The organism is Kitasatospora sp. NPDC023385 (assembly GCF_055664045.1).
Genome location: NZ_JBVOOL010000013.1, coordinates 131,434 through 156,119 on the forward strand (window position 1 = coordinate 131,434; position 24,686 = coordinate 156,119).

The 24,686-nt window shown below is 73.7% G+C and carries 22 protein-coding genes and 2 pseudogenes; 13 read left to right on the plus strand and 11 right to left on the minus strand.

Features of this window, described 5'->3' with window-relative positions; all coding sequences use genetic code 11:
• The first annotated feature begins 114 nt into the window (after positions 1-114).
• A complete protein-coding gene (locus AC0B61_RS21450; RefSeq protein WP_471742307.1) occupies positions 115-2,211 on the plus strand; it encodes an MMPL family transporter in 2,097 nt (698 codons plus the stop codon).
• Between the two features lie 97 nt (positions 2,212-2,308).
• Here the strand turns inward: AC0B61_RS21450 and AC0B61_RS21455 are convergent, their stop codons facing one another.
• Complete coding sequence (locus tag AC0B61_RS21455; RefSeq protein ID WP_471742308.1) at positions 2,309-2,527, minus strand: hypothetical protein; 219 nt, start codon at positions 2,525-2,527, stop codon at positions 2,309-2,311.
• A 446-nt stretch (positions 2,528-2,973) separates the two neighbouring features.
• Here AC0B61_RS21455 and AC0B61_RS21460 point away from each other — a divergent pair, with 446 nt between their 5' ends.
• The 6 genes and pseudogenes from AC0B61_RS21460 (at position 2,974) to AC0B61_RS21485 (ending at position 9,023) form a co-directional block, all read left to right on the plus strand.
• On the plus strand, positions 2,974-4,356 hold the full coding sequence (locus AC0B61_RS21460; protein WP_471742411.1) for an amino acid permease: 1,383 nt from the start codon (positions 2,974-2,976) through the stop codon (positions 4,354-4,356).
• A 188-nt stretch (positions 4,357-4,544) separates the two neighbouring features.
• Positions 4,545-4,733, plus strand: a complete 189-nt coding sequence (locus AC0B61_RS21465; RefSeq protein WP_471742309.1) for a YegP family protein — start codon at positions 4,545-4,547, stop codon at positions 4,731-4,733.
• A 117-nt stretch (positions 4,734-4,850) separates the two neighbouring features.
• Positions 4,851-6,098: a glycosyltransferase family 4 protein gene (locus AC0B61_RS21470; protein ID WP_471742310.1), complete on the plus strand. Its 1,248-nt coding sequence runs from the start codon at positions 4,851-4,853 to the stop codon at positions 6,096-6,098.
• The gene (locus AC0B61_RS21475) at positions 6,095-7,291 is read left to right on the plus strand and encodes a glycosyltransferase (protein WP_471742311.1); all 1,197 of its coding nucleotides are present in this window, start codon (positions 6,095-6,097) and stop codon (positions 7,289-7,291) included. The genes AC0B61_RS21470 and AC0B61_RS21475 overlap by 4 nt, the downstream gene beginning before the upstream one ends.
• A pseudogene (locus tag AC0B61_RS21480) lies at positions 7,266-7,688 on the plus strand (GDSL-type esterase/lipase family protein); the annotation flags it as partial. The gene AC0B61_RS21475 and the pseudogene AC0B61_RS21480, both read left to right, overlap by 26 nt.
• 183 nt (positions 7,689-7,871) lie before the next feature.
• Entirely contained in the window at positions 7,872-9,023 is a 1,152-nt protein-coding gene (locus AC0B61_RS21485; protein ID WP_471742312.1) for an NUDIX domain-containing protein, read from the plus strand.
• A 70-nt stretch (positions 9,024-9,093) separates the two neighbouring features.
• On the opposite strand, the gene AC0B61_RS21490 is transcribed toward AC0B61_RS21485, so the two are convergent.
• Positions 9,094-10,230, minus strand: coding sequence for an ornithine cyclodeaminase family protein (locus AC0B61_RS21490; RefSeq protein ID WP_471742313.1), 1,137 nt, complete (start codon positions 10,228-10,230; stop codon positions 9,094-9,096).
• The gene (locus AC0B61_RS21495) at positions 10,227-11,102 is read right to left on the minus strand and encodes a PhzF family phenazine biosynthesis protein (RefSeq protein ID WP_471742314.1); all 876 of its coding nucleotides are present in this window, start codon (positions 11,100-11,102) and stop codon (positions 10,227-10,229) included. Before AC0B61_RS21495 ends, AC0B61_RS21490 begins: the two co-directional genes overlap by 4 nt.
• A gap of 72 nt (positions 11,103-11,174) precedes the next feature.
• Between AC0B61_RS21495 and AC0B61_RS21500 the strand changes: the two genes are divergently transcribed.
• Positions 11,175-12,029, plus strand: coding sequence for a LysR family transcriptional regulator (locus AC0B61_RS21500; RefSeq protein WP_471742315.1), 855 nt, complete (start codon positions 11,175-11,177; stop codon positions 12,027-12,029).
• A gap of 192 nt (positions 12,030-12,221) precedes the next feature.
• Positions 12,222-12,647, plus strand: coding sequence for a DUF6188 family protein (locus AC0B61_RS21505; protein ID WP_471742316.1), 426 nt, complete (start codon positions 12,222-12,224; stop codon positions 12,645-12,647).
• 80 nt (positions 12,648-12,727) lie between these two features.
• Here the strand turns inward: AC0B61_RS21505 and AC0B61_RS21510 are convergent, their stop codons facing one another.
• From AC0B61_RS21510 to AC0B61_RS21540, 7 genes are all read right to left on the minus strand, one after another.
• On the minus strand, positions 12,728-13,102 hold the full coding sequence (locus AC0B61_RS21510) for a hypothetical protein (protein WP_471742317.1): 375 nt from the start codon (positions 13,100-13,102) through the stop codon (positions 12,728-12,730).
• 97 nt (positions 13,103-13,199) lie between these two features.
• Positions 13,200-13,595 (minus strand): roadblock/LC7 domain-containing protein, encoded by a 396-nt coding sequence (locus tag AC0B61_RS21515; RefSeq protein ID WP_471742318.1) that lies wholly within the window; start codon positions 13,593-13,595, stop codon positions 13,200-13,202.
• An 82-nt stretch (positions 13,596-13,677) separates the two neighbouring features.
• Positions 13,678-14,739 (minus strand): transcriptional regulator, encoded by a 1,062-nt coding sequence (locus AC0B61_RS21520; protein WP_471742319.1) that lies wholly within the window; start codon positions 14,737-14,739, stop codon positions 13,678-13,680.
• 103 nt (positions 14,740-14,842) lie between these two features.
• Positions 14,843-15,226 (minus strand): hypothetical protein, encoded by a 384-nt coding sequence (locus AC0B61_RS21525; RefSeq protein WP_471742320.1) that lies wholly within the window; start codon positions 15,224-15,226, stop codon positions 14,843-14,845.
• Between the two features lie 816 nt (positions 15,227-16,042).
• Positions 16,043-17,056 carry an LLM class flavin-dependent oxidoreductase gene (locus tag AC0B61_RS21530; protein ID WP_471742412.1) on the minus strand — a complete coding sequence of 338 codons (1,014 nt, stop codon included), beginning with the start codon at positions 17,054-17,056 and terminating at the stop codon, positions 16,043-16,045.
• 52 nt (positions 17,057-17,108) lie between these two features.
• Positions 17,109-17,639 carry a DUF2269 domain-containing protein gene (locus AC0B61_RS21535; protein ID WP_471742321.1) on the minus strand — a complete coding sequence of 177 codons (531 nt, stop codon included), beginning with the start codon at positions 17,637-17,639 and terminating at the stop codon, positions 17,109-17,111.
• 274 nt (positions 17,640-17,913) lie between these two features.
• On the minus strand, positions 17,914-19,113 hold the full coding sequence (locus AC0B61_RS21540) for a peptidoglycan-binding protein (protein ID WP_471742322.1): 1,200 nt from the start codon (positions 19,111-19,113) through the stop codon (positions 17,914-17,916).
• Positions 19,114-19,487: 374 nt separating this feature from the next.
• Here AC0B61_RS21540 and AC0B61_RS21545 point away from each other — a divergent pair, with 374 nt between their 5' ends.
• The 3 genes from AC0B61_RS21545 to AC0B61_RS21555 all read left to right on the plus strand — a co-directional run bounded on the left by AC0B61_RS21545 (position 19,488) and on the right by AC0B61_RS21555 (position 22,616).
• Positions 19,488-20,855 (plus strand): DUF6271 family protein, encoded by a 1,368-nt coding sequence (locus AC0B61_RS21545; RefSeq protein ID WP_471742323.1) that lies wholly within the window; start codon positions 19,488-19,490, stop codon positions 20,853-20,855.
• Entirely contained in the window at positions 20,852-21,349 is a 498-nt protein-coding gene (locus AC0B61_RS21550; protein ID WP_471742324.1) for a GNAT family N-acetyltransferase, read from the plus strand. The genes AC0B61_RS21545 and AC0B61_RS21550 overlap by 4 nt, the downstream gene beginning before the upstream one ends.
• 241 nt (positions 21,350-21,590) lie before the next feature.
• Positions 21,591-22,616: a hypothetical protein gene (locus AC0B61_RS21555; RefSeq protein ID WP_471742325.1), complete on the plus strand. Its 1,026-nt coding sequence runs from the start codon at positions 21,591-21,593 to the stop codon at positions 22,614-22,616.
• 3 nt (positions 22,617-22,619) lie between these two features.
• On the opposite strand, the gene AC0B61_RS21560 is transcribed toward AC0B61_RS21555, so the two are convergent.
• Positions 22,620-22,880 (minus strand): helix-turn-helix domain-containing protein, encoded by a 261-nt coding sequence (locus AC0B61_RS21560; RefSeq protein WP_471742326.1) that lies wholly within the window; start codon positions 22,878-22,880, stop codon positions 22,620-22,622.
• 161 nt (positions 22,881-23,041) lie between these two features.
• On the opposite strand from AC0B61_RS21560, the pseudogene AC0B61_RS21565 reads away from it, so the two are divergent.
• Positions 23,042-24,646: pseudogene (locus tag AC0B61_RS21565) on the plus strand (AMP-binding protein); the annotation flags it as partial.
• Between the last annotated feature and the right edge of the window lie 40 nt (positions 24,647-24,686).

The window sequence follows — 24,686 nt, forward strand, 5'->3', positions numbered from 1 at the left end:
GACCCGGGTGTGCGGCAGCGGAAGCGGTTAGCCGTCCCCGGCTGAAGCTGCCGGATGGCAGGGCCGGTGGGAGGCTGGAACGAGTTCGCTGCCTGGCCGTCCAGGGGGTCCGTCATGTCTTCCGCCCGGAAACTCGCCGCGCTGCCGTGCGGACGCCGCAGCAAGTGGGTGGTGCTCGCCGTGTGGCTGGTGCTGCTGCTGGCCGTCGGCCCGCTGGCCGGCAAGCTCATGAGCGCCGAGGACAACCAGGCCTCCAGCTGGCTGCCCGGCAGCGCCGAGTCCACCCGGGTGCTGAACGAGCAGCGGGCCTTCCAGCCGGTGGACACCGCCCAGGCCGTCGTGGTGTACCAGCGGAGCGGCGGCATCACTCCCGCCGACCGGGCCGAGGCCGGACGCGAGGCCGTCGGGTTCGCCGCGGTACCGCACGTCGTCGGTCCGGTGGTCGGCCCGGTGGTCTCCGCCGACGGCCAGGCGATGCAGACCGTCGTGCCGATCGACATCGGCAGCAACGGCTGGAACGACCTGAAACCCGCCGTCGACCAGTTGCGCCGCACCGCCGCCGCCGACAGCCACGGCATGTCCACCCACGTCACCGGCCCGGGCGGGGTCGGCGCCGACCAGGCCGAGGCATTCGCGGGCATCGACAGCTCCCTGCTCGCCGCCACCGTCAGCGTCGTCGTCATCCTGCTGCTGCTCACCTACCGCAGCCCGGTGCTGTGGCTCCTGCCGCTGGTCTCGGCGGCCGGCGCGCTGACCGCCTCCGAGGCCTTCATCTACCTGCTCGCCAAGCACGCCGGCCTGACCGTCAACGCGCAGAGCGCAGGCATCCTGATCGTCCTGGTGCTCGGCGCGGGGACGGACTACGCGCTGCTGCTCACCGCCCGTTACCGCGAGGAACTGCGGCGCCACCAGGACCGGCACGAGGCGATGGCCTTCGCCCTGCACCGGGCCGGGCCCGCCATCCTCGCCTCGTCCGCCACCGTCGTCGCGTCCATGCTCTGCCTGCTGATCGCCGAGATGAACTCCACCCGCGGCCTCGGCCCGGTCTGCGCGATCGGCATCCTGGTCGCCCTGCTGGCCATGCTCACCCTGCTGCCCGCGCTGCTGGTCATCCTCGGCCGCTGGGTGTTCTGGCCGGTCCGGCCCGGGTACGGCACCCCGGAACCGACCAGGACCGGTCGCTGGGCGCACATCGGGGCCTGGATCGGCCGACGGCCGCGCAAGGTGTGGGCGGGGACGGCGCTGGCGCTCGCGGCCTGCTGCGTCGGGCTGGTCTCGCTCGACGCCAACGGCCTCGGCACCGCCGGCACCTTCACCGGCAAACCGGACTCGGTGGCCGGCCAGCAGGTGCTGGAACAGCACTTCCCCGGTGGTACGGGCGCGCCGCTCACCATCATCTCCACCGCCGCCGGCGCCCCGGCCGTCCGGGAGGTCGCCCGGGCTGCGACCGGAGTGGCGGCCACCACGCCACCGGTCGTCCACGACGGGCGGGCGCTGTTCCAGGCCACGCTCACCGACCCGCCGGACAGCCAGGCCGCCAAGGACACCGTCGACCGGGTGCGGACCGCCGTGCACGCCGTACCGGGCACGGACGCCAAGGTCGGCGGCAGCACCGCCGTGGTGCTGGACGCCGGGCGCGCCGCCGGGAGCGACAACCGGGCGATCATCCCGCTGGTCCTCGGCGTGGTGCTGCTGATCCTGGCCGTCCTGCTGCGGGCCGTCACCGCGCCGCTGGTGCTGATCGCGACCGTGGTGCTGTCGTACGCGGCGGCGCTCGGGATCAGCGTGTTCTTCTTCGCGAACGTCTTCCACTTCCAGGGCCAGGACAACGCGTTCCCGCTGTTCGTCTTCATCTTCCTGGTCGCGCTGGGAATCGACTACAACATCTTCCTGATGACCCGGGTCCGGGAGGAGTCCGCCCAACACGGCACCCGGCAAGGGGCGTTGAAAGGGCTGTCGGCCACCGGCGGGGTGATCACCTCGGCCGGACTGATCCTGGCCGGCACCTTCGCCGTGCTCGGCACCCTGCCGCTGGTGGCCTTCGCCGAGATCGGCTTCGCGGTGGCCCTGGGCGTGCTGCTCGACACCCTGGTGGTGCGCTCGGTGCTGGTCACCGCGCTGACCATGGACCTGGATCGGCACATGTGGTGGCCCGGCCGGCTCTCCCGGCCCGGTCGGATCGCGGAGGCTCCGCCGATCGAACACCGCTGAGCCGGAGTGAGCCGGACCAGCAACGGTGAGCCCGAGGGGCCGGGCAGCCGTGAGCCCGGGGGCCGACGGGCGGCCTCCGGGCTCGGGGACGGAGGGATCAGCAGTCGCAGTCGCTCTGGCTGTGCTCGGCGAAGTTGAGCCAGCTGGCGTGGGGGCCGAACAGGCCGACGCCCGCGGAGCCGGACTCCAGGCGCTCCCCCGACGACGACTGAACCGGCGCGTGGCCCCACGCCATCGCCGAGGTCGGGACCGCCACGACGGCACCGGCCACGGCAACGATCACGGCGAGCTTGCGGATCTTCCCACGAAGCGACATCTGATGTCCTTTTGGTTCGTCTCTGGTCCTCAACCCACGTGCCCGAACGGCCGGTTCGGCCGCCTGGCGGACTGGGCTGCGCCCCACCGGGGAGGCGCCGCGCCAACGTTGGCACACGAATCCCGCATCCGGGCGCGCGCCGCAACCGGGCTGGGGTTATTCGGGTGAGGCAACTCCCCCGGCTGGACGAACCCGGACCGTCCGGGGCGGGCCGGTGGCGGCCCTGCCGAACCCGCCGGACGAGTGCCTGTCCGGCCGTCGCCCCACCGTAAGACTTGCGGTGGGGCGGCGGGCAAACTGAACAAATCACGTCGATTTGGTGCAAGGTGCCGCGCGGGCCGAGCATGAACGGTCGCTCCACCGAGCGCGAGCAGGAGCCGCAGGACCCACAGGACCAGGCGGCGCCGCACAGCACGACGCAGGACCACGAAAGGCGCACCACCCTCATGCAGACCAGCCCCGCCGCACCCCGGCAGGCGACCCGACCGAGCGGCCCGGCGATCCCGGCCCCGGCCGACTCCACCCCTTCGACGAACGGGCGCTTCGGGCTGGCGACCGCCACCGCCCTGGTGATGGGCAACATCATCGGCGGCGGCATCTTCATGATCCCGGCCGCGGTGGCGCCGTTCGGGACGGTCAGCCTGCTCTCCTTCGCGGTGCTCACCGTGGGCGCGATCGCGCTGGCGCTGGTCTTCGGGCAGTTGGCGCACCGCAACCCGCGCACCGGCGGGCCGTACGTCTACGCCCGCGAGGCCTTCGGGGACTTCGCCGGCTTCCTGTCCGCCTGGTCGTACTGGATCACCACCTGGGTCAGCAACGCCGCGCTCGCCGTGGCCGCCGTCGGCTACCTCGACGTACTGCTGCCCGTCGGCCACTCCACCGCGGTCAGCATCGCCGTCGCGCTGGCCTTCCAGTGGCTGCCCGCGCTCGCGAACCTGGCCGGCACCCGCTACGTCGGAGCGGTCCAACTCGTCTCCACCGTCCTGAAGTTCATCCCGCTACTGCTGGTCTCGACGGCCGGCCTGTTCTTCTTCGACCCGAAGAACCTCGGCCCCTTCGACGGGAACGGCCAGGGCTGGGCGGGCGGCATGACCGCCGCCGCGGCGATCCTGCTGTTCAGCTACCTCGGCGTGGAGTCGGCCGCGATGAGCGCGGGCAAGGTCCGCGACCCGGAGCGCAACGTCGGCCGGGCCAGCGTGCTCGGCACCACCGGTGCCGCGGTGGTCTACCTGCTGGGCACGCTCGCGGTCTTCGGCACCGTCGCGCACGGGCAACTGGTCCACTCCGCCGCGCCGTTCTCGGACGCCGTGGACGCCATGTTCGGTGGCACCTGGGGCGGCACCCTGATCGCCGTCGCCGCCCTGGTCTCGATGGCCGGCGCCCTCAACGGCTGGACCCTGCTGGCCGCCCAAGCGCCGTACGCGGCCGCCAAGGACGGCCTCTTCCCGGCCGCCTTCGCCAAGGAGCGGCGCGGCGTGCCGACCTTCGGCGTGCTGGTGAGCGTCGCCCTCGCCTCGGCGCTGACCGTCCTCGACTTCGCCAGCGGCGCGAAGGGCGCGTTCGACACCCTGGTGCTGGTCACCGCCTTCACCGCCACCGTCCCGTACCTGCTGTCCACCGCGGCCCAGTTGTACTGGCTGGTCCGCGGGGCCACTGACAGGGTCGACAACGGCCGGCTCGTCCGCGATGCCGTCCTCGGACTCGGTGCCTTCGGATTCTCGCTCTGGCTCCTCGCCGGCGCCGGCTACAGCGCCGTCTACCAGGGCGTCCTGTTCCTCTTCGCGGGGATCCTGGTCTACGTCTGGATGGCCGGCCGCCGTCGCGACTGAACCCGACCCGGCCGCCCGCGCTCGCCGCCACCGTGATCCCGGCCGGCGCCCCCCGCCCGGGCCGCGCTGGCGCCCACGCGTCGCTCGGTTCCGCGCCCACTCGAACGGCGTGGCCGACGGGCGACACGGCGGGGCCGCGCCTACGGTGCGGTGCCAGGGGGTCATCCGAGTGGAAGGCAGTAACCGGCATGGCGGGTAGGTTCGAGTTGTATACGGACGAGAGCGGGATGCACCGGTTCCAGCTCAAGGCGAGCAACGGGGCGGTCGTGGTGACCGGGGATCCGGAAGAGAGCAAGGACGACTGCCTGCGGAGCATCGAGTCGCTCCGCAGGCTCGCGCCGTACGCGGAGCTCAAGGAGGCCGCCGGGTCGATGTGAGGCCGGGACGGCTGCAGGCAGGGGACGCGGGTCGGCGGTGCAAATCGCCGACCCGCGTTCGTTTGTACGACAGATCCCTTTGGCCGGGTGCATGCCGGGCCCGGACAGAACACTGGCATGCGCGTCGTCATCGTCACGGAATCCTTCCCGCCCGAGGTCAACGGAGTCGCCCACAGCGTGCTGCGGACGGCCGAGCATCTGGTCCGCCGCGGCCACCAGCCGCTTGTCGTCACCCCCGCGCCGGCGCGGGGCGCGGAAAGCCCGCCGGAGGCCTTCGGAAGTGCCGAGGCGGGCGGGATCCCGGTGGTGCGCGTCCCCTCGATGCCGCTGCCGGGATACCCGCAGGTGCGGATCGCCCTGCCCAGCCGGCAGTTGGCGGCCGCCGTCGCCGGGCACCGGCCGGACATCGTGCACCTGGCCAGCCCGTTCGTGCTCGGCGCGCGCGGGATGCAGGTCGCGGCACGGCTCGGGGTGCCCGCCGTCGCCGTCTACCAGACGGACCTCGCCGGGTACGCGCACGCCTACCGGGCCGGGCGGGGGCTCGGGGAGGCCGCCGCCTGGCGGCGGATCCGGGCCGTCCACCGGGCGGCCGCCCGTACGCTGGCGCCGTCCACCCCGGCCGCGCAGGACCTGACGGCACACGGGGTGCCCCGGGTGCAGCTGTGGCCGCGCGGGGTGGACTCGGTGCGGTTCCACCCCCGGCACCGGGACGAGGCACTGCACCGGGCGCTCGCGCCGGGCGGGGAGGTACTGGTCGGCTACGTCGGACGACTGGCCCCGGAGAAGCGGGTGGACCTGCTGGCAGCGGCCTCCGCACTACCCGGGGTACGGGTCGTGATCATCGGGGACGGGCCCTCCGCGCCCGGGCTGAAGGCCTCGATGCCCGGCGCGGTGTTCCTGGGCCGCCGGACGGGTGAGGAACTGGCGCGCTGCTTCGCGACGCTGGACGTGTTCGTGCACACCGGTCCGCTGGAGACCTTCTGTCAGACCATCCAGGAGGCGATGGCCAGCGGCGTTCCGGTGATCGGCCCGGCGGCGGGCGGCCCGCTCGACCTGGTCGCGCACCACCGCACCGGCCTGCTGGTCCCGCCCCGGGACGGCCCGGCGGTGGCCCGGGCCGTCGCCGAACTGACCGCCGATCCGGCGCGGCGGGCCGCGTACGGGCAGGCCGGGCGGGCCGAGGTGACCGCGCGCACCTGGGAGGCGGTCGGGGACCTGCTGCTGCGGCACTACGCCGAGGTGCTGGCCGAGCACCCGGGCGCGCCGGTGGCGGCGGTGACGGTCGAGGTCGCGCTGACGGGCCGGGAGCCGGTGGCAGGGAGCCCGTCCGCCGGGAGCCCGCTGCCGGAGGGGCTGTCGGCATGACCTCCGCCCCCGACCGCGAGGCGCTGACGATCGTCCGGCTCGCCAACTTCGTCACCCCCGTCTCCGGCGGACTGCGTACCGCCCTGCGACACCTGGGCGCCGGTTACCGCGAGGCCGGGCACCGCCCGGTGCTGATCGTGCCCGGGAAACGGCGCTCCGAGGAGGACACCGAGCAGGGCCTCGTGGTCACCCTGCCCGGTCCGCCACTCCCGGCCGGCGGCGGCTACCGGCTGCTCACCGACCGGCGGGCGGTCGCCGCCGAGCTCACCCGGCTCTCCCCCCACCGGCTGGAGGTCTCCGACCGCACCACGCTGCGCTGGACCGGCGCCTGGGCGCGGCGGCACGGCGTGCGCTCGGCGATGGTCTCGCACGAGAGCGCCACCGGGATCCTGCGCACCTGGGGCGTACCCGGCCCGTTGGCTGCCGCGGCCGCCGACCGGCTCAACGCGGCGACCGCCCGGGCCTACGACTCGGTGCTCTGCACCACCGACTGGGCGGCGGCCGAGTTCCGGCGGATCGGCACACCGAACCTCGTCCGGGCTCCGCTCGGCGTGGACCTGGAGGCGATGCGACCGCTGCCGCAGGCCGAGCGGACGGCGGAGCGCGCCCGGTACGCCGCTCCGGACGAAGTGCTGCTGGTGCTCTGCTCGCGGCTCTCCGCGGAGAAGCGGCCCGAGCGGGCGATCGAGGCGCTGGCGGCCCTGCGGGCGCAGCGGTCGGCCGCCGTCCTGGTCATCGCCGGGACCGGCCCACTGCGGGGACGGCTGGCCGCCCGGGCGGCCCGGCTACGGCTCCCGGTGCGCTTCCTCGGACACCTGAGCGGACGCGAGGAGCTGGCCCGGCTGCTGGGCTGCGCGGACGTGGTGCTCGCGCCCGGACCGGTGGAGACGTTCGGGCTGGCCGCACTGGAAGCGCTGGCCTGTGGCACCCCGGTCGCGGTCAGCCGCTCCTCCGCACTGCCCGGGCTGGCCGGACCCGCCGGCGTAGCGGCACGCGACACCGGTGCCGGATTCGCCTTCGCCGTACGGGAGTTGCTGGACCGGCCGGAGGATGCGCGACGCGCCGCCGCGCGGACACAAGCCGAACGGTACGGGTGGCCGGCGGCAGTCACGGCATTCCTGGCGGCACATGGCCTACAGAACGGCGGCCGGGAGGAAGGAGGCCGGGATGAGCGCGCTCGACACCGGACGTGACCCGTCGGTCGAAGGGCGTTTGCCCGCAGGCGGGTTGGAGCGGTTCGTCGCACTCGGTGACTCACTGACGGAAGGGATCGGGGATCCGGTCGGCGAGGGGTGGCGCGGCTGGGCGGCCGTCCTGGCGCACTCACTCGCACCCGAGGGGCGGCCGGTCCAGTTCACCAACCTGGCGCACAGCGGGGCTCTGGCAGCTGATTTGACTAGCCGTCAGCTACCTGGGGCTTTGGCGTTACGGCCGCAACTCGCCGCCGTTGTCGTCGGTGGAAACGACACCCTCCTGCTACCCGGACTGCTCGCGCTGGCGGCCGCCGAGGCCACCGCCCGCCTGCGCGGCGCACGGGACCGGCCCGACGAGCAGATGGCGCGGGCGGCGGCGCAGGCGCTGGCGTCGCTGGGGTGAGGGTCGGGGATGGCAGGGGGAGGTCGGAACGGGGGGCGGACGGGTACAGGTCGGGAGCAGGTTCTGCCGCCGGATGCCTCCGGGTCACCCGGCGGTGGTGATCGGGGCGGCGGTCGGGTGGGAACCATCGGGTTGCCCGGGTTGTCGTCACCGGGAGACCGTGATGGAGGAGCAGGGGTGGAGGGTGCAGGGGTGGAGAGTGCGGGTGTGGGCGGCGGGCGGGGGATCCTGGCGGCGGCCGGGGTGCTGTTCGCGGACCGGGACGGCCGGGTACTGGTGGTGCGGCTGCCGTACGACCGGAAGCATCCGGTGGCGATTCCCGGCGGCGGGTGGGAGCCCGCGGACCGGTCGCCTCGGGAGACGGCGCTGCGGGAGATCGGCGAGGAACTCGGCTTCACCCCCCGGCTGGGGCCGCTGGCCTGCGTGGACTGGGCGCTCCTGCCCGACGGGCCGCCGATCGTCGCGTACCTGTACTGGGCCGAGCCGTTGACGCCGGAGCAGGCGGCGGAGTTCCACCCGGACGCGGCGGAAGTCGGCGGATGGACGTGGCTGACCACCGAACAGGCGGGCCACGCCCTACCGCCCCGGCTGTCGCGCCGGGTGACGGCCTGCCTGCGGGCACCCCGTACGGCCGGGCCCCTGGAGCTGGAGGACAGCCGGCCGGTCGGGCACACGCTGCGGGAACTGCCCGCCGACGGCCCCGTGCCCGAGTACCAGGGACCGGCCGCCGCCCCGGGGCTGACCCCGGAGAGCGGGCAGCAGCCGGCGCCGCCGATGGACCGCGCCACCTTCTACGCCACCCGGCCGCGGATCCGGGCGAAGGCCCGGACGCTGTTCACCGACGCGGACGGACGGGTGCTGCTGGTGCGGCTGCGACCGTGGGACGGGCCCCGCGGGCAGGTGCCGTACTGGACGCTGCCGGGCGGCGGGGTCGAGGCGGACCGGGAGACGCCCCGGGCGGCGGCTCGACGGGAGGTCCGCGAGGAGCTCGGGTGGGAGGTCGAACCCGGGCCGCTGCTGGTGCTGGACTGGCAGCCGGGGGCCGCGGCCGACCCGGGGGCGGACCCGGCGACAGGCCGCGACACCGCCGTACTGGTGTACGTGTACGACGGAGGCGCGGTGACGGGCGGCATGCTCGATTCGATCCTGCTGCAGGAGGAGGAGCTGGTGGAGTGGCGGTTCTGTACACCGGCCGACGGGCGGGCACTGCTGACCGAGCCGTCCTGGAAGCGTACGGCCGCCGCGCTGGCCGCCCGGGCACGGGCGGGCGGGCCGGTCGAGCTGGTGCGCGGCCTGCCCGCCGGGAAGGTGACCGGGACGGTGAGTTGAGGGCGGCCTGGAAGGTGCCGGGCAGCTGGCAGATGTCAGGTGGACGGGTGGCAGGTGGACAGGTGGTGGATCACGGGGCGGGTGTTTCCGGCCGCCCGGCGGAGGTGCGGCGGATCTCGGGCCTCGCGTCCGCGGCCGTGTCCCCCGGCAGGTCGACGGCGCTCGCCGGTGGCTGTGGGCGGTGCGGAGCGCCGTCGTGGAGGCGGTTCAGGGTGACCTGGGCCGCCGCGAGGTCCTGCACGCCGAGGCCGACGAGTTTGCAGACGGTGATGTCGTCGGCCCGTTCCCGGGCCGGCGCCGTGCCGGCGAGGACCTCACCGAGTTCGGTGAGGCCGTGGAAGGCCGCCCCCGCCCGGGCGAGATCCCCGTGGGTGGCGGTGAGGCTGCGGCTGTCGACCACGATCCGGTCGGCGCGGTGGAGACAGGCCGCAGACAGCTCGGCCTTGGTCGGGTCGTCGGCACCTACGGCGGTGATGTGCAGGCCGGGGGACAGCCAGTCCGGGTCGACCAGCGGTTCGGTGCTCGCCGTCGCCGTCACCAGGACGTCGGCGCCCTCGCACGCCTGGCGCGCGGTGTCCACCGGTGTCACGCGCAGGTCGGGGCGGCGGGCGTGCAGGGCCGCGGCCAGGCGCCGCGTTCGGGACGCGCGGCGCCCGCAGATCCGTACCTCCGAGATGGGCAGCTCGTCGGCCGCCGCCAGGACCTGCAGGTACGCCTGGACTCCGGTGCCCAGCACGCCGAGCACGGTGGAGTCCGGCCGGGCCAGGGTGCGGACGGCCAGCGCGCCGGCGGCCGCGGTGCGGATGTCGGACAGGTGGTGCTCGTCCTCCAGCAGGGCGCGCAGGTCCCCGGTCCGGGCGTCGAACACGGCGACGACACCGGCTCCCGGCGTGCCGCCCTGCCGGGCGCGTTCCTGGAACCAGGTGGCCACCTTCACCGTGAAGACCGAACGGCCCGGCAGCCAGGCCGCTTTCACGTGCACGTCACCGTCCCGGCCGGCCGGGGCGAACACCGCCACGGGAGACTCGCCCAGGCCACGGCTGTAGTCGGCGAAGGCGGCCGCCACTTCTTCGACGACGTCCTCGTATCCCACGAGCGCGCGGATCGTGTCCGGTCCGACGTACGACGGAATCGCCTGCGGCGCCGGCAGCTCCTGTGTCGGCGGCGTCGCCCGCACTTGCATCGCCTGCATCGGCGTCGTGGTCATCGCGGCAGCACCACCAGCTGTCCCTCACCGACGAAGGCGACCTCGCCGCCGACCCGCACGGAGTCGATGTCCTCGCCTTGCCCGTGGGCGCTGATCGTCATCTCGCTGGGCCGTCCGGTGAAGCGGCCCTGGCGCAGGGTCACGGTTTCGCCGTCGCCGAGACGGCCGTGGCGGCGCAGGTAGGCGGCGGCGCAGCCGGCTCCGCTGCCGGTGGCCACGTCCTCGGTCAGCCCGTCGTTGTTCCAGTGCCGCGCCTCCAGGGCGGTGGCGTCGACGAGGTAGGCGAACTGGGCCCCGAGCGCGGCCAGTCGGGCGGTGATGTCGGAGGTGATGCGGGCGCGGGCCAGGGCACGCCCGCGGACCGGGAGCACCAGATAGCGCAGTCCCGTCGAGACCACCTCCGCAGGCAGTTCCGGGTCCAGGTCGCTCGCGTCGAGGCCGAACCAGGCCGCCAGGTCCTTCGCGTCCGCGGGATCCGGGCGCCCGAGGAAGGCCGCCCGGCCCTGGTCCAGCACGCTCGCGTACCGGCCGGGTCCGCGCCGGTGCGTGGTCACCTCCACCGTGCGGGCCTTCAGCCGCAGGGTCCATGTCTCGTCCTCGCCGGTGCCGTGCAGGGCGTGCAGCACGCAGGCCGCCCCGATGACGGGGTGTCCGGCGAAGTCCAGTTCCTCGGCGAGGTCGAAGACCCGCGCCTGCCAGGCGGACCCTTCCGGCGTCTGGTCCGGCTCCAGGAAGATCGACTCGAAATGGCGCAGCTCCTGCGTGATCCGCTGCATCTGGGTGCCGGTGAGGCCGGCGGCGTCCGAAAAGACCGCAAGGCTGTTGCCGCTGTAGGGCAGGCCGGTGAACACGTCGACGTGGTGGTAGCGCATGCCACCGACGCTACGAACCCCCGAGGCCAAAAGGAACTGGCCAATCTCAGCGGTGCTGCATAACGTCTGGTTATGCCATCCGATCTCGACATGGCGCAGCTGCGCGTCTTCGTCACCTGCACCCGCTCCGGCAGCATCAGCCGCGCCGCCACCGCGCTCGGACACAGCCAACCCGCCCTGAGCCAGCAGCTGCGCAGGCTCGAGCGTGCCGTCGGGCAGCCGCTGATGCACCGCGCGGCCACCGGCGTCACACTCACCAAGGCCGGCGAAGCCCTACTGCCGTACGCCCAACGCATCCTGGCCCTCTCCGCCCAGGCCCTCACCACCGCCGGACCCGCCGTCCAGGGCCACTGCGGCGTGGGCCTGCTCGAGGACCTCACCGCGGCACCGCTGCCCCAGGCCCTGGCCGACTTCACCCGGATGAACCCCGAAGCCACCCTGGAACTGATCGGCGGCCCCGGCCCGACGCTCCGCGAGGCGTACGACCAAGGACGCGTCCACCTGGCCCTGTGCGACCCCTCCTACCTCCCCGAGCCGCCCCGGTGGACCGTACGCCTCCCCCTGGCCTGGGCCGCCGCCCCCAGCCTGGACACCGCCCTCGACCCGCTCCCCCTGGTCCTCTTCTCCCAGCCGTGCCGCTGGCGCCAACCGCTGCTCGACACCCTCGAAGCCGCCGGGCGCGGCTGGCGCACCGCCTTCGAGAGCACCAGCCTGCCCGGCGTCCGGGCCGCCGTCCGCGCCGGCCTCGGCGCCGCCGCGCTCCTGCCGGCCACCGTCGAACCGGGCACCGCCGCACAGGGCCTGCCCCGGCTGCCCGAGGTCGAACTCGGACTGGTACGACGGCCCGGCACCGAGGGCGACCCGCTCGTCGACGCCGTCGAAGCCGTCCTCAAGCAACTCGTCCAGGCGAGTCCGCAGCATGCCTGAGCGGTTGTCCGGCTCCCGGAGGGCAGAGGGCACACCTGCCGGGGTGCGACGGCCACTTCTGGAACGACCTCGGCTCCTGCGCCGCCGACTGGGCCGGACAAAGCCCCCGTCAACGACACGAGGACACGCGAAATGCGAGCCTGCTACTGGGACCGCGAATGAACCGGCATCCGGTTGGGACAGACTGAGGGTATGCAGAACACGATCACGGAGGTGCTGACCGGCCGTCGGGTGGAGTCGCTCAGCGGGGGTACCCGGCTGGACCTGCTGCTGGACGGCGAGCTGACCGTCCGGGTGGCGCACGAATTCCGCTTCGCCGCACCGTCGTTCGCCGCGCCGGACGGGGTCGAGCACTTCTTCCCGGCGCTGACCTTCCGGCCGACTCCCGGCCTGTCGGCACTCGTCGGGCGGAGCATCGACGCCGCCCGGATCACCCTGGCCGGCGGCCTGGAACTGGGCTTCGCCGGGGGCGGTGCGCTGTCCGTCCCGCCGCATGCGCAACTGGCGCCGTGGAGCGTCCTGACCGCCGAGGGGGCGGTGTGCGCGGGGCTGCCGGGCGGCGAAGTCCGGTGGGCGGAGCCGACGACGGGGCGAGGGGCGGCGCCGGCCACCGACTGACGGCGGGAGCCCGGCGGGGGCCCTCCGGGGGTTCCTCCGCCGGGACTGCCCGCCGGGACTCCCCGCCGGCCGGGTGGGCGTCAGACCTCCAGGTCCGCCTCGATCCTGGTGAGCTGGTGACGGGCCATGGCGAGGTTGGCGCGTGCCTTGTCCAGGGCGAGGTAGAGGAACAGGCCCTTGCCGGTGCGGCCGGCGAGCGGGCGGATCAGGTGGTACTGGCTGGACAGGGTGATCAGGATGTCCTCGATCCCGTCCTGCAGGCCGAGCATGTCCATCGTCCGCATCTTGGCACGGACCACGTCGGTGTTGCCGGCCGCGGCCACATTGAGGTCCAGGCCGCCGGGGCCGTCGAGGGTGGCGAGCGCCATGCCGCTGTTGTAGTCCACCAGGGCGGCGCCGAGGGCGCCCTCGATGGTGGTCATGGCCTGCTTGAGCGCGCCGGGTGCGTCGGTCATCTGGGTAACTCCCGTTCGGTGATCGGGTCGTCGGTAGTCGAGGTGGTCGGGCTGTGGGTGGTGCGGGTGGGCCGGGTCGGTCGGTGGCGCGCGGGTGTCAGCCGGCCTCGCGCGGGTCCTTGGGGAGGAGGGTGTCGTTGAGCAGCCCGACGATGCGCTGGGCGCTGCGACGTGCCTCCAGGTGCAGGCGGCCCACGTTGACGTCCGGGTGCGCCAGCAGGGTCAGCACGCAGCTGCCGCCGGCCGCGTAGGTGGCCACGTAGCCGTGTTCGCCGCGCACCAGTGACTCCCGGAACTCGCCCTGGCCGGTGGTGTCGGCGAGCCGCTGGGCCAGGGAGAGCGAGGCCGCCGTCATCGCGGCCAGGCCGGAGGGCTCGGCCCCGTGGGTGTCGTGCGCGACCAGCAGGCCGTCCACACTCGCCACCAGTCCGCCCGCCAGATGCGGGACGCGGTGCTTGACGGCCCGCAGTTCGGCGAGCAGTTCGGTCTCCAAGGCGATCAGTTGTCTCCTGCCGACACGCTGCTTGAGCGCCCGCCTCATGGCCGGGACGACGGGGTCGCGGACGGGGAGTGGGTCAAAGTCGGGCCTCCAGAAGGTCTCGGACCCGGGTCAGCAGGGCGATGTCCGGGTCGGGGACGGTCAGCGGGTGGGCCGCTGCCGGGGTGGGCTGGCGTTCGGAGCGGGCGGTGCTTCCGCCGCCGGGTGGGGCTGCGGTGGGCTGCGCGGGGGCGTGCTGTGCGGGGGCGGGCGTCGCGGTGGCGGGGGCTGCGGCGTCCGTTTCCGCGACACCGCGCAGGGTGGCGCCGGGGATCCGCCGGCGCAGGCCGCCGGGCGGCCTCCCGTGGTCGGCCGCACGGGCGGACTCCTGCGGGGCTCCGGTAGCCGGCTGGGCGACCACCGGCCGGGCATCGACTGGTGGGGCAGTCGCTGACGGAGCGTCGAGCAGTCCGGCGGCGGCCAGGCGGCGGATGTCCGCGGTGACACCGAAGCCGGAGCGACCGAGCAGGCGGGCCAGGTCCGCCGGGGTTCTTCGGCCGTCGGCGTGGTCGAGCAGTTCGCGGCGCCGTCGGCCGGGCGGGCGGTGGGACGGCCGACGGCTGTGCTGGACCGGGCGGACGGGCGCGGTGTCGAGCTGCGCCCAGGGCCAGATCCGGTCGAGGAGCCGGCGTCGGCGTTCGACCTCGCGGCGGAGCCGATCCGGGTCGACCGTCGCGACCGGTCCCAGCCAGTACCGGACGTCGGACTCGAACCACCAGCGGCCGCCGGCCGGGTCGGCGAGGACGAAGAAGGCGGCGTCGAACAGCGTGCCCAGGTGGCCCAGTTCGAGCTCGCCCCAGGTGAGCAACCGTCGTTCGACCAGTACGTCGCCGACGCTGCCCTGCGGGCCGTGGACGCGGACGAGCTCCGTCCAACCGTCGGGGGTGATCCGGCCGCTGCCGGTCAGGAGATCGGCCAGGCCCGGTGCACGGGAGGACTCGGCACCGGCTACCTCGCCGTCCATGAGGTGGAGACTGCCGACCGGGCCGCGCAGGACGCCGGTGGCACGGCGGTCGGCGAGCAGAGCGAGGGCTTCGGCCGGCGACCTCGGCGCGGCGCGCTCCGCTGGGGGCAGTGCGGTGCTGGGAGTGGCGGTCATGCGGGCCACCGCCGGGAGTCGGCTCCTGAGACGTCCGAGGGGCGGGGCGGCGGCTGGAATGCGACGGTCGACGGGAACGGGCCGCGCGTCACGGGCGTCGTGTTCACCCCAGCACCAACTCCTGGGCCAGCGCCTGGAGGCGGAACCGGGCAGCGGCGAGGTTGCCCTCCGTCCGGTCCAGCCAGAGGTGGAGGACGAGCCGGTTGTCGAAGACGGTGTCGATGAAACGGATCAGGTGGTAGCTGCGGCCTGCGGTGACGATGATGTCCTCCAGCGGGGATCGCCGATCCTCCGCCACCGTGAAGGTCTGACTCTCAACGGTCGCCCGCACCAGGTCGGTTGCCTCGGCGGCGGACGTCTCGTGCTCGCCGGTCGGACTGCTCCCCAGACTGCCGAGGGCGAGACCGCTGCTCCAGTCGACCAGGCTCGCGGAGCGGGCTCCGGTGATCGCCATCGCTCCGGAGAGGCATTCGTCGATACCCGGCACACCGGCTCCTTCGCGGGGTCTGGGCGGCCGGACGCCGCAGGGCGCCGACCGGGCCGCCACGAGCAGTGGCAGATCCGACACGGAAGGCTACTGCGGGGTTTCCGTATGACGACCATTCCAGTGGCATATTCACATCAGTAGCGGCCAGTTCCGGCCAAGGTGTGACGGCACATCAGCTCTGCCAGATAGGCAAATCCCCTGGCCGGTCGATCGTTCGGGAACAGCGTTCATCGATCACCTGGCGTGGGACCTTGGCCGATAGCGGGCTGCGCGGGAGGGTTTCGAGCCCAGAAGTGCGATAAGGGGACACGCGCACGAGGGGCGAACAGGTGGGGCCTGGAGATGAGCAGCGCTCATGGCGCAGGACATGAGAGATGTTCATGGCCTCGGCTCATGAGAGATGCTCATGGTGGCGCCGGACATGAAGGGAACTCATGCGCGCTGGCCATGAGCGGGACACATGATGAGCGGTACGCATGACGAAGGGGCCCGTTCCGTTGGACGGAACGGGCCCCTTCGGGAGGAGCGCCAGGCCCGGGTTGCACGGACTCTCCCTACTGAAAGTAGGGCGTGCTCTGGTAGCACCGCTGACGCCTGCTCGAGGGATCTTCGTTTCGGAAGATCATTTCCCCTCGACGAGAAGAACAGTAGCAGGTCATCACCCCTGCGCAGAAATCACGCCCGGGCGACCGGGGCACGTCGGTCCAGCAGTGCCCGGTAGCCCCGCGATCAGGTCCAACCCGCATCGCCCTGCGGCTGCGGACGGGGCCGCAGGGCGGAGGTGTACGCCTGGCTCGGGGCCACCGAGGGCGCGGGTCAGACCCGGTCCTGGCCCACCGCCTCGGCGAGGAGGCGGTAGGAGTCGAGCAGTGCGGTGCGGTCGTAGGTGCTGGTGCTGACCAGGAACTCGTCGGCGCCGCTGCGCTCCACCAGGGCGGCCAGTTCGGCCGCGGCCTGCTCGGGGGTGCCGGCGATGTGGCCCTTGAGCGACTGCTCGTAGGCGGCCCGCTCCCGTTCCGTCATCGCCCGGGTCCGGATCTCGGCGGCCGGGGCCAGCGGCGGGAACTCGCCGTGGGTACGGGAGTACGCGCCGGACCAGGCCTCCGGGACGAGCAGTTCGCGGGCCCGCTCGGCGGTCTCGGCGACCGCGACCGTGCCCGAGACCACCACGTACGGTTCGGCGGCCTGCGCGGAGGGGCGGAACCGGGTGCGGTAGCGGTCGATGGCCTCCAGCATCCGGCCCTCGCCGCGCGCGGCGGCGATCACCAGCGGCAGCCCCGCATCGGCGGCCAGGTCCGCGCCCTCGCCGGTGGCCAGGACGAAGGCCGGGACGTGCAGGCCCTCGGCCGGGCGGGCATGCACGCCCCGGTGCACCTGCTGCGACCCGTCGAAGTAGCCGAGCAGCTCTGCCAGCTGGGCGCCGAAGTCCTCCACGGCGCCTTTCTCCCGCCCCAGTGCCCGCCGGACACCGTCGGTGAACCCCACCGACCGCCCGAGCCCCATGTCGATCCGCCCGGGGAAGAGTGCCGCAAGCACCCCGAACTGCTCCGCCACGATCAGGGGTTGGTGGTTGGGCAGCATCACCCCGCCGGTGCCGACCCGGATCCGCGTGGTGGCCGCCGCCACCGCCGAAGCGAGCACGGTGGGCGCCGAGCCGGCCACCCCCGGCACCCCGTGGTGCTCGGAGACCCAGAACCGGTGGTACCCGAGGCGCTCGACCTCGCGGGCGAAGGCCACCGTGTCCCGCAGGGCCCGGGCGGGCTCCTCGCCCTGTCGGGTGCGGGAACGGTCGAGCACGGAGAGCTTCGTCGTGGGTGCGGCGCTGGTCACGTGGGAGGACAACGCCTGCCTTCCGCACGGGCATTCCCGGGCGGCATGCGGCTCAAGAGCCGGCCCCCGGTATTCGGCCCGGGCGCGCGCCCGCCGCCGGGCGGCGGCCCCAGGGCTTGTACACCGACAGGACGACGGCGAACAGGTAGAGCGAGAACGCGATCGCCGGGACGATGACCGCGTTGTAGCGGACGAAGCCGAGCTCGGCCGCCGTGACCGGCCCCGTCGGATGCGCGTCCACGACGCGCACCGCGTCGTGCAGCCGGGCGGTGAGGGCGAAGATCGAGGCCGCCATCGCCCCGAGCGTCAGCCAGAACTTGGTACTCACCCAGTAGTACCGGAACAGGCCCCAGGACGTGCCGAGCCCGAGCACCACCCCGCTCACGAAGGAGAACAGGCTCAGCGGCACCACCAGCGCGTCGCCGAGCATGCCCATCGCCTGGTAGGCGGTGCGCAGCCGGTCGGCGTCCCCGGTCGTCAGTGCCGTCACCGCCAGGATGAGCAGGCAGAGCATCAGCGCCAGCCAGCTCACCGAGGCGACGACGTGCAGCACGACGAGGGCCTTGCGCGCCCTCGGCGGCAAGCGACGATCCGCCGATCGCCGCTTGCCGCCGCCGGCAGCCCTGGGTGTCACGACGGCTCGCGGGGACGAACGCACGGGTACCTCCTTCGAGTCAGGGCCATGAGAACGGCCCTAGACTCTCCCGCCCGCGACTCATCCGGCATCTGGCAGCGGAAGTAACCCTGACTACTCCCGGGCGAGTACGTGACCTCCCCCAGACGAGTAGGAGACGCCTCCCCCAGGAGGACGTCAGGACTGCCCCGAGCTCAGTCGGCCACCGCGAACGGCCCCGGGCTCAGTCGGTCACCGCGAAGCCCCGCGCCGCGCCCAGCCGGTGCAGCGAGTCCTGCCCGGGGATTCCGTCCGCCGCGCCCCCTTCGTAGCCGCAGCGCCGCTGCCAGGCCGCGTACGCGGCGACCGTCCGGCTGCCGAACGAGCCGTCCACCCAGCGCTGGTCGAGCAGCCCCTCGTCCACCAGTGCCTGCTCCACGATCGCCGCCTCGGCCCCGTACGTCCGGTGCCCCTGCTCGGCTCCGGGGTCGGTCCGGGCGGCCGCCACCAGGTGGGCGACGGACACCGTCCGCTGGGCGGGCAGGTAGCCGAGCAGCCGGTTCAGCGAGCCCTCGCCGGGGACGCCGTCCGCCGCCTGGCCGGAGTAGCCGAGACTCGCCTGGTAGTCCGCGTAGTTCTCGGTGTCCGCGTCCGTCCAGTCGGGGCCGGGGCCGGAGCGGTAGTGGGAGCCGAAGCCGCGCGAGACGAGTGCCCGCCCGACCGTCGTTACCTGGTAGCCGTGGGCGCCGTAGCCGTACGGCAGGCCGTTGATGCTGACCTGGTAGCGGGCCGGCGGCTGGTCCGCCGGGGGTGCCGGTTGCTGCTGCGAGGGCGGGGAGTCCCCGGTGCCCGGGCCGGCCGTGAAGTCGGGCCAGGAGCCGGGGTCGGTGTGGTCGTTGAACGGTACGTGGGCGTGCGCGTACCAGCCGCCGCGGGTCTCCCACGTCTGTTCGTCGCGGTGGCTGGAGAAGTCGGTCGGCCGGCCCATCGGCCACACGTCCGGCACGCCCCAGGAGGAGATCCAGGCGTGGATCCGGCCCCAGCCCGCGCACGGGGTGTCGACCAAGCGGGGGTAGACCCGGCCCTGGTAGCGGCAGTAGGGGAAGAACACCGCCTCGATCTGGATCACCACCCGCCCGGCCCGGTTGGTGCGGGTGGGGCTCTGGGTCGGGCTGAGCAGGCTCTTCGAGCGGGAGTCGGCCGGGAACAGCTGGGCGGTGCGGCCGCTGAACGGATCCCAGATCAGGTGCGGCGCGTCGCCGGCGCCGCCTCCGGTGAAGTAGTTCACCAGGTCGTCGTAGGAGCACCAGTCCTGGGGTGCGGCGGCGGTGGCGTTGCGGTCCCAGGTGATGTGTGCGATGGCCTTCGGCGGGTACTGCTGGTCGGTCGGCGCGTGGTCGCCGAGGTCGTGGACCTCGGCGCCGGGAAGCCACAGGTCGGGCATTGCGATCTCCTCCGAACGGCGTGAGGGCATCACTTCCGGTATCGGCAGGTTCGCGTCCCGGATTGACCCCGAGGGCGCGATGAGTCGCGGGGAACCGTGGAGAGCGGCGGTGAACCGCCCTTACTCGTCCGGCCGTTCGACTCTGCGAGGGGCATTTCGTCCTCGCGTGCGAACCGGCACCCGCGCCGGTCCGGCCGACCGCGCGGAGGGGCGCATTCCACCCCGTCAGGGCCTCGCTGTCAATCGTTGACTTCACATGTGGTCTAGTCCACGGTGGTCCGGCGGACCGCCCCAGGCCCGCGCCTGGGCGCACCTGCGCGCCCAACTAGCCATCTTCGCAACGCATCTGACGATCCGACGGAGAGACCCGCGCCATGCAAAGAGTCTGCCTCGCCCTGCCCACCATGCGCCCCTGCCCCGACACCATCACGGAACTCGCCGAGGAGGCGGCCTACGCCGTCGCGAACTTCGGGGTCGAGGTGCACCTCCTCATCGTCGACACCACCGACGCCGCCGAATTCGCGCAGAACGCCGGCGCCGTGTCCGCGCTGGAGCCCACCCCCGGCGTGGCCGTCCACCACCTCGGCGAGGCGCAGCAGCGGCAGTTCCTGCGCCGGGTGGCCGAGCACTCCGGCGCCGCCGACCCCGAACTGCTGCTAGACCTGATGCTCCCGAAGGCCGTCGCGTACGGTTCCTGCGTCAACCGGCTCTTCCTGGGCGCGGCCGCCCTGGGCTGCACCTCGGCGCACCTGCGCAACGACGACGCCGACTTCCAGGTCATCGACGGCCGGAAGGTCTTCCCGATCCACCACGAGCTGCTCTCGATCGGCCGGCCGGCCGGCGAGGCGGTGGCCGGCGTGACCCGCTCCGAGCTCGACCCGGCCGACGCGGACAAGCCGGTGATGCTGGTCAGCGGCTCCTTCATCGGCGAACTCTGCGTGGACATCAGCGAGATCCGCGAGCTGGACCCGGCCGTCTACCGTGACGTGGTGCGCCTGTGGGCCCCGCCGGTGTGGTCGGAGGAGGAGAAGGACGCGATGGTCGACGTCTCCTTCAAGGGCGCCGGCTCCGAGCCGTTCACCGCCGACGACTCCGTCCTCGGCGTGCCCGACATCTGGGACGTCTACATGTGCAACATCGCCCTGGACCACCGGGCCTACGAGGTGCTGCCGCTGCTGCCGTCGATCGAGACCATCGGCAGCGACTACGCCCTGCTGCACGCCATGGTCCACTCCCGGCTGCCCGGCGTCACCCACAACCGCCACATCGTCAACTACTACACGCCCGAGCGCCGTACCGGCCCCGGCTTCCTCGCCTACCAGCTGCGGTTCGTCAAGTTCCTGCTCTCGATGCTGTACCTGTACCCGGTCTACGGCGGGATGATCGACCTCGGCGGCGGGCTGCTGGACGACCGGCACGGGCTGCGGGTCGAGCCGATCCTCGACCTGGTACGGGGCAGCACCGACTGGGACCGCTCCGGGAACGAGCACTGCCTGGACGTCCTGGACCGCTCCTACCGCAAGCTGGGCGGCAAGTACGCCGAGCTCGCGGACGTCGTGGCCGGGCGGCGACAGCAGCTCCTGGACGAGGCGCAGGAGGACGCCGAGCGGTGGGCGGTACTGATGGAAGCCTGGTCGGCGCTGGTCGCCGCCGCCCGCGCGGAGGGGCTGGCCGCCGGCGCGGAGGGAACGCACGCTCGCGCGGCGGGTACGGACGCCGGAGCCGAGGTGCCGGCCCGGTGAGCGAGGACCTCCGGATCCGGCGGCTGGCCGACGGCGACTGGGACGCCGTGGTCGCGCTGGAACACGACGCCTACGCCGCCGACGGCCTGTCGGAGGGACGGGAGGCGCTGAAGTCCCGCGCCCGCAGCTCACCGGAGACCTGCTTCGTGCTGGAGCAGGGCGGCACGGTCCGCGGCTACCTGTTGAGCCTGCCGTACCCGCCACTGAGCTGCCCGGACCTCGCCCGGCAGGAGGACACGGCGTACGAGTCGGACAACCTGCACGTGCACGACCTGGTGATCGCCGAGGAACTGCGCGGCCGGGACGTCGCGCTGGGGTTCATGCGGCACTTCCGGGAGCGGGCGGAGGAGCTGGGCTTCGAGCGGATCTCGATGGTCGCGGTGCGCGGGGCGGATATCCTCCTGCGGCTGCTCGGCTACCGCACGCACCGGGAGGTTGCGGTCCCCGCGTCCTACGGGCGGCGCGCGGTCTACATGTCGATGCCGGTGCGCTGACCCGAGGGGGGCACGCGGACGAACGTTCTCTCGTCCGACCTCGTCCGACTCGCCGGCCGCCGGTCCTGCCGGTCCCGTCGGGTGTCGCCCCGCCTGCCCCACCGGTGCCGGGTTCGTCCGGAAGTGGTTGCGGTTGCGTTCCCGGTCCGTGTCGGAGGGGGTACGAAGTGGCCGCCGATCGGGGATGGTGGAGGCAACGACTCGTGCGGTAGGGGGACTTGCCATGGGGGACGGCCGGGGGATGGTGCCCGACGTCGTGGAAGCGCTGCTGGTGGGCGGGCCGCACCAGGCGGTGGCGGACGTGGTGCGGGCACGGTTGCGGATGGTGCCGGAGGGGGCGCGAGCGCTGGCGGAGGCTGAAGCCGGCCCGAAGGACGTATGGGCGCGAGGGCAGTTGACCGCGGCCGTCGCTCAACTGCTGGCCGCCGACTCGGCGTTCGCGCAGTACCTGGCCACCACGGGGCTGGGGCGGCCCGCCGATCCGCCGACCGTGCACCTGCGGAGCGGGCCGAGCACCGTCCAGCTGCGGACCGGGGCCGAACCGCCGCCGGCCGGCCCGACGACCGTCCAGCTGCGGTTGGGCCCGGTGAACGCCCGGGCCCAGGCCTTCGCGGCCCGCCGGGGCAGCGTCGGGATCGTGGTGGCGCTCGCCCTGGTCCTGATCGCCGCGCTGGTGGCCGTCGGCATCCACCTCGGCTCGCGTCCGCTGATGAAGCCGGGCGGGCCCGGCCTGGCGCACGCCGCGCTGCCGCTGCGCGACCCCGCGCTGGTGCAGGGCGTGCTGCCCGACGCGCGGGCGATGCCGGGCGGGTGGCAGGTGCAGAGCGGGCCGGAGTCCGGGCCGGGTTCGGACGGCGTGGTGCCGTGCCTGCTGCCGGACGCCTGTGGTCAGCAACTCGCCTACGCCACGGTGTGGTTCGGCGAGTCCGGCCTCCAGACCGTGGAGTTCACCGTGGTCACCTTCGCCTCGCCCGAGGCGGCCGCCCGGGCCTTCGACAGCACGCTCGACCGCACCGCCGGCGAGGATTCAGGGGCGGTGCCCCTCCCCCGGATCGGCGACCAGAGCGCCGTCCGGACGAGCGGTTCGTCGGCGGCGGTGGCGCTGGTCCGGGTCGGCGGCGTGCTGCTCCTGGTGCGCGACGCGGGGCCCGGCGCCGCCGTCGCCGCACCGGCGCTCACCGCGTTCGCCCGGCTGGTCGCCGACCGCGCCCAGCAGGCCCAGGACGGCCGTACCCCCGACGCCGCCGCGCGCACCGGGACCTCCTGACGGTCAGGGCTTGTCGAGGTAGGCGAGGACCGCGAGCACCCGCCGGTTGCCGTTCTCGTCGTCGGTGAGCCCCAACTTGCCGAACATCGAGGTGGCGTACTCGCTGATCGCGCTGTCGCTGAGGAACAGCCGCTGCGCGATGGCCTGGCTGGACAGCTCCTCCGCCATCAGGCCGAACACCTCCGACTCGCGCTCGGCGAGCCGGTCGAGCCGACGGTTCGAGGGGGCGGAGGACACCAGCACGGCGATGACGGTCGGGTCCATGGCGGTGCCCCCGTGCGCCCAGGCCCCGCACCGCCGGTGCCCAGGCCCCGCACCGCGGTGGCGGCGGGTCGTCGCCCGAATGCATGTATCGCTCTCTTGACTGGCGTCATCGAAGCGCCATACTGGCCTGACTCCCCGCCTGCACGATGAGGTGCCCGCCCATGGAGCTATCCCCCTCAGCGCACGTGGACACGTTCTGTCGAGACCACCTCCCGCCCTTTGAGCAGTGGCCCGAACTCCTCTTCGACCTACCGGAGTTGGCCTATCCCGACCGCCTGAACTGCGCGGCCGCCCTGCTCGACGACACCATCGCCCGCCTCGGCCCCGACCGCCGCTGCCTGCTCACCCCCACCGAGCAGTGGTCGTACGGCGAACTGCGCGACCACACCGACCGGATCGCCCGCCTGCTGACCGAGGACCTCGGCCTCGCCACCGGCAACCGGGTGCTGCTGCGTGGCCCCAACACCCCCTGGCTGGCCGCCTGTTGGCTCGCCGTCCTGAAGGCCGGCGGGGTGGCCGTCACCACCATGCCGCTCCTGCGCGCCACCGAGCTGACGGCGCTGACCGGCGTCGCGCAGCCCGTCCTGGCCCTCTGCGACCACCGGTTCCTGGACGAATTGCAGCAGGCACGGACCCCCGGTCTGCGCGTCCTCGCCTACGGCGGCCACGGCCCCGAGGACGTCACCGTGCGCTGCGCCGCCAAACCGCCCGGCTTCACCGCAGTCCCGACCGCCGCCGACGACGTCGCCCTGATCGCCTTCACCTCCGGCACCACCGGCCGCCCCAAGGCCACCCTGCACTTCCACCGCGACGTCCTCGCCAACGCCGACACCTTCTCCCGCCACCTGCTCCGCCCCACCCCCGACGACCTCTTCGCCGGCACCCCGCCGCTCGGCTTCACCTTCGGCCTCGGCGGCCTGCTGGTCTTCCCGCTGCGAGCCGGCGCCGCCAGCCTGCTCCTGGAGCAGGCCACGCCCGAGCAGCTGGCCGAGCAGGTCCGGGAGCACCGGGTGAGCGTGCTGTTCACCGCGCCGACCGCCTACCGGGCGGTCCTGGCCGCCGGGTTTGCCGACCGGCTGGCCGGGGTGCGGCGCTGCGTCTCGGCGGGTGAGCCGCTGCCGGCCGCCGTCTGGCGGGCCTTCCACGCGGCCACCGGGCAGCGGCTGATCGACGGCATCGGTGCGACCGAGCTGCTGCACGTGTTCATCTCGGCCGCCGACGGGGACGTCCGCCCCGGCTCCACCGGCAGGCCAGTCCCCGGCTACCGCGCCGCGATACTGGACGGCCAGGGCCGCCCGGTGCCGGACGGCGAGCCCGGGCTGCTCGCGGTCAAGGGCCCGACCGGCTGCCGCTACCTGGACGACGAGCGCCAGCTCGGCTACGTCCGGGACGGCTGGAACCTCACCGGCGACACCTACGTCCGCGACCGGGACGGCTACTTCTGGTTCCAGGCCCGCAACGACGACATGATCGTCTCGGCCGGCTACAACATCGCCGGGCCCGAGGTGGAGCAGGCGCTCGCGGCCCACCCGGACGTCGCCGACTGCGCGGTGGTCGGCGCGCCGGACGAGCGGCGCGGCAGCGTGGTCAAGGCGTACGTGGTGCTGCGCGCGGGCGTGCCCGCCGGGCCGGACACGGCGCGCCTGCTCCAGGACCACGTCAAGCGCACCATCGCGCCGTACAAGTACCCGCGGGTGGTCGAGTTCGTCGCCGGGCTGCCGCGCACCGCGACCGGCAAGCTGCACCGCGCCGAGCTGCGGCGGCTGGCCTCGCTCAGCCCGGCCAGCGTCACCGTCGAGCGCCGGG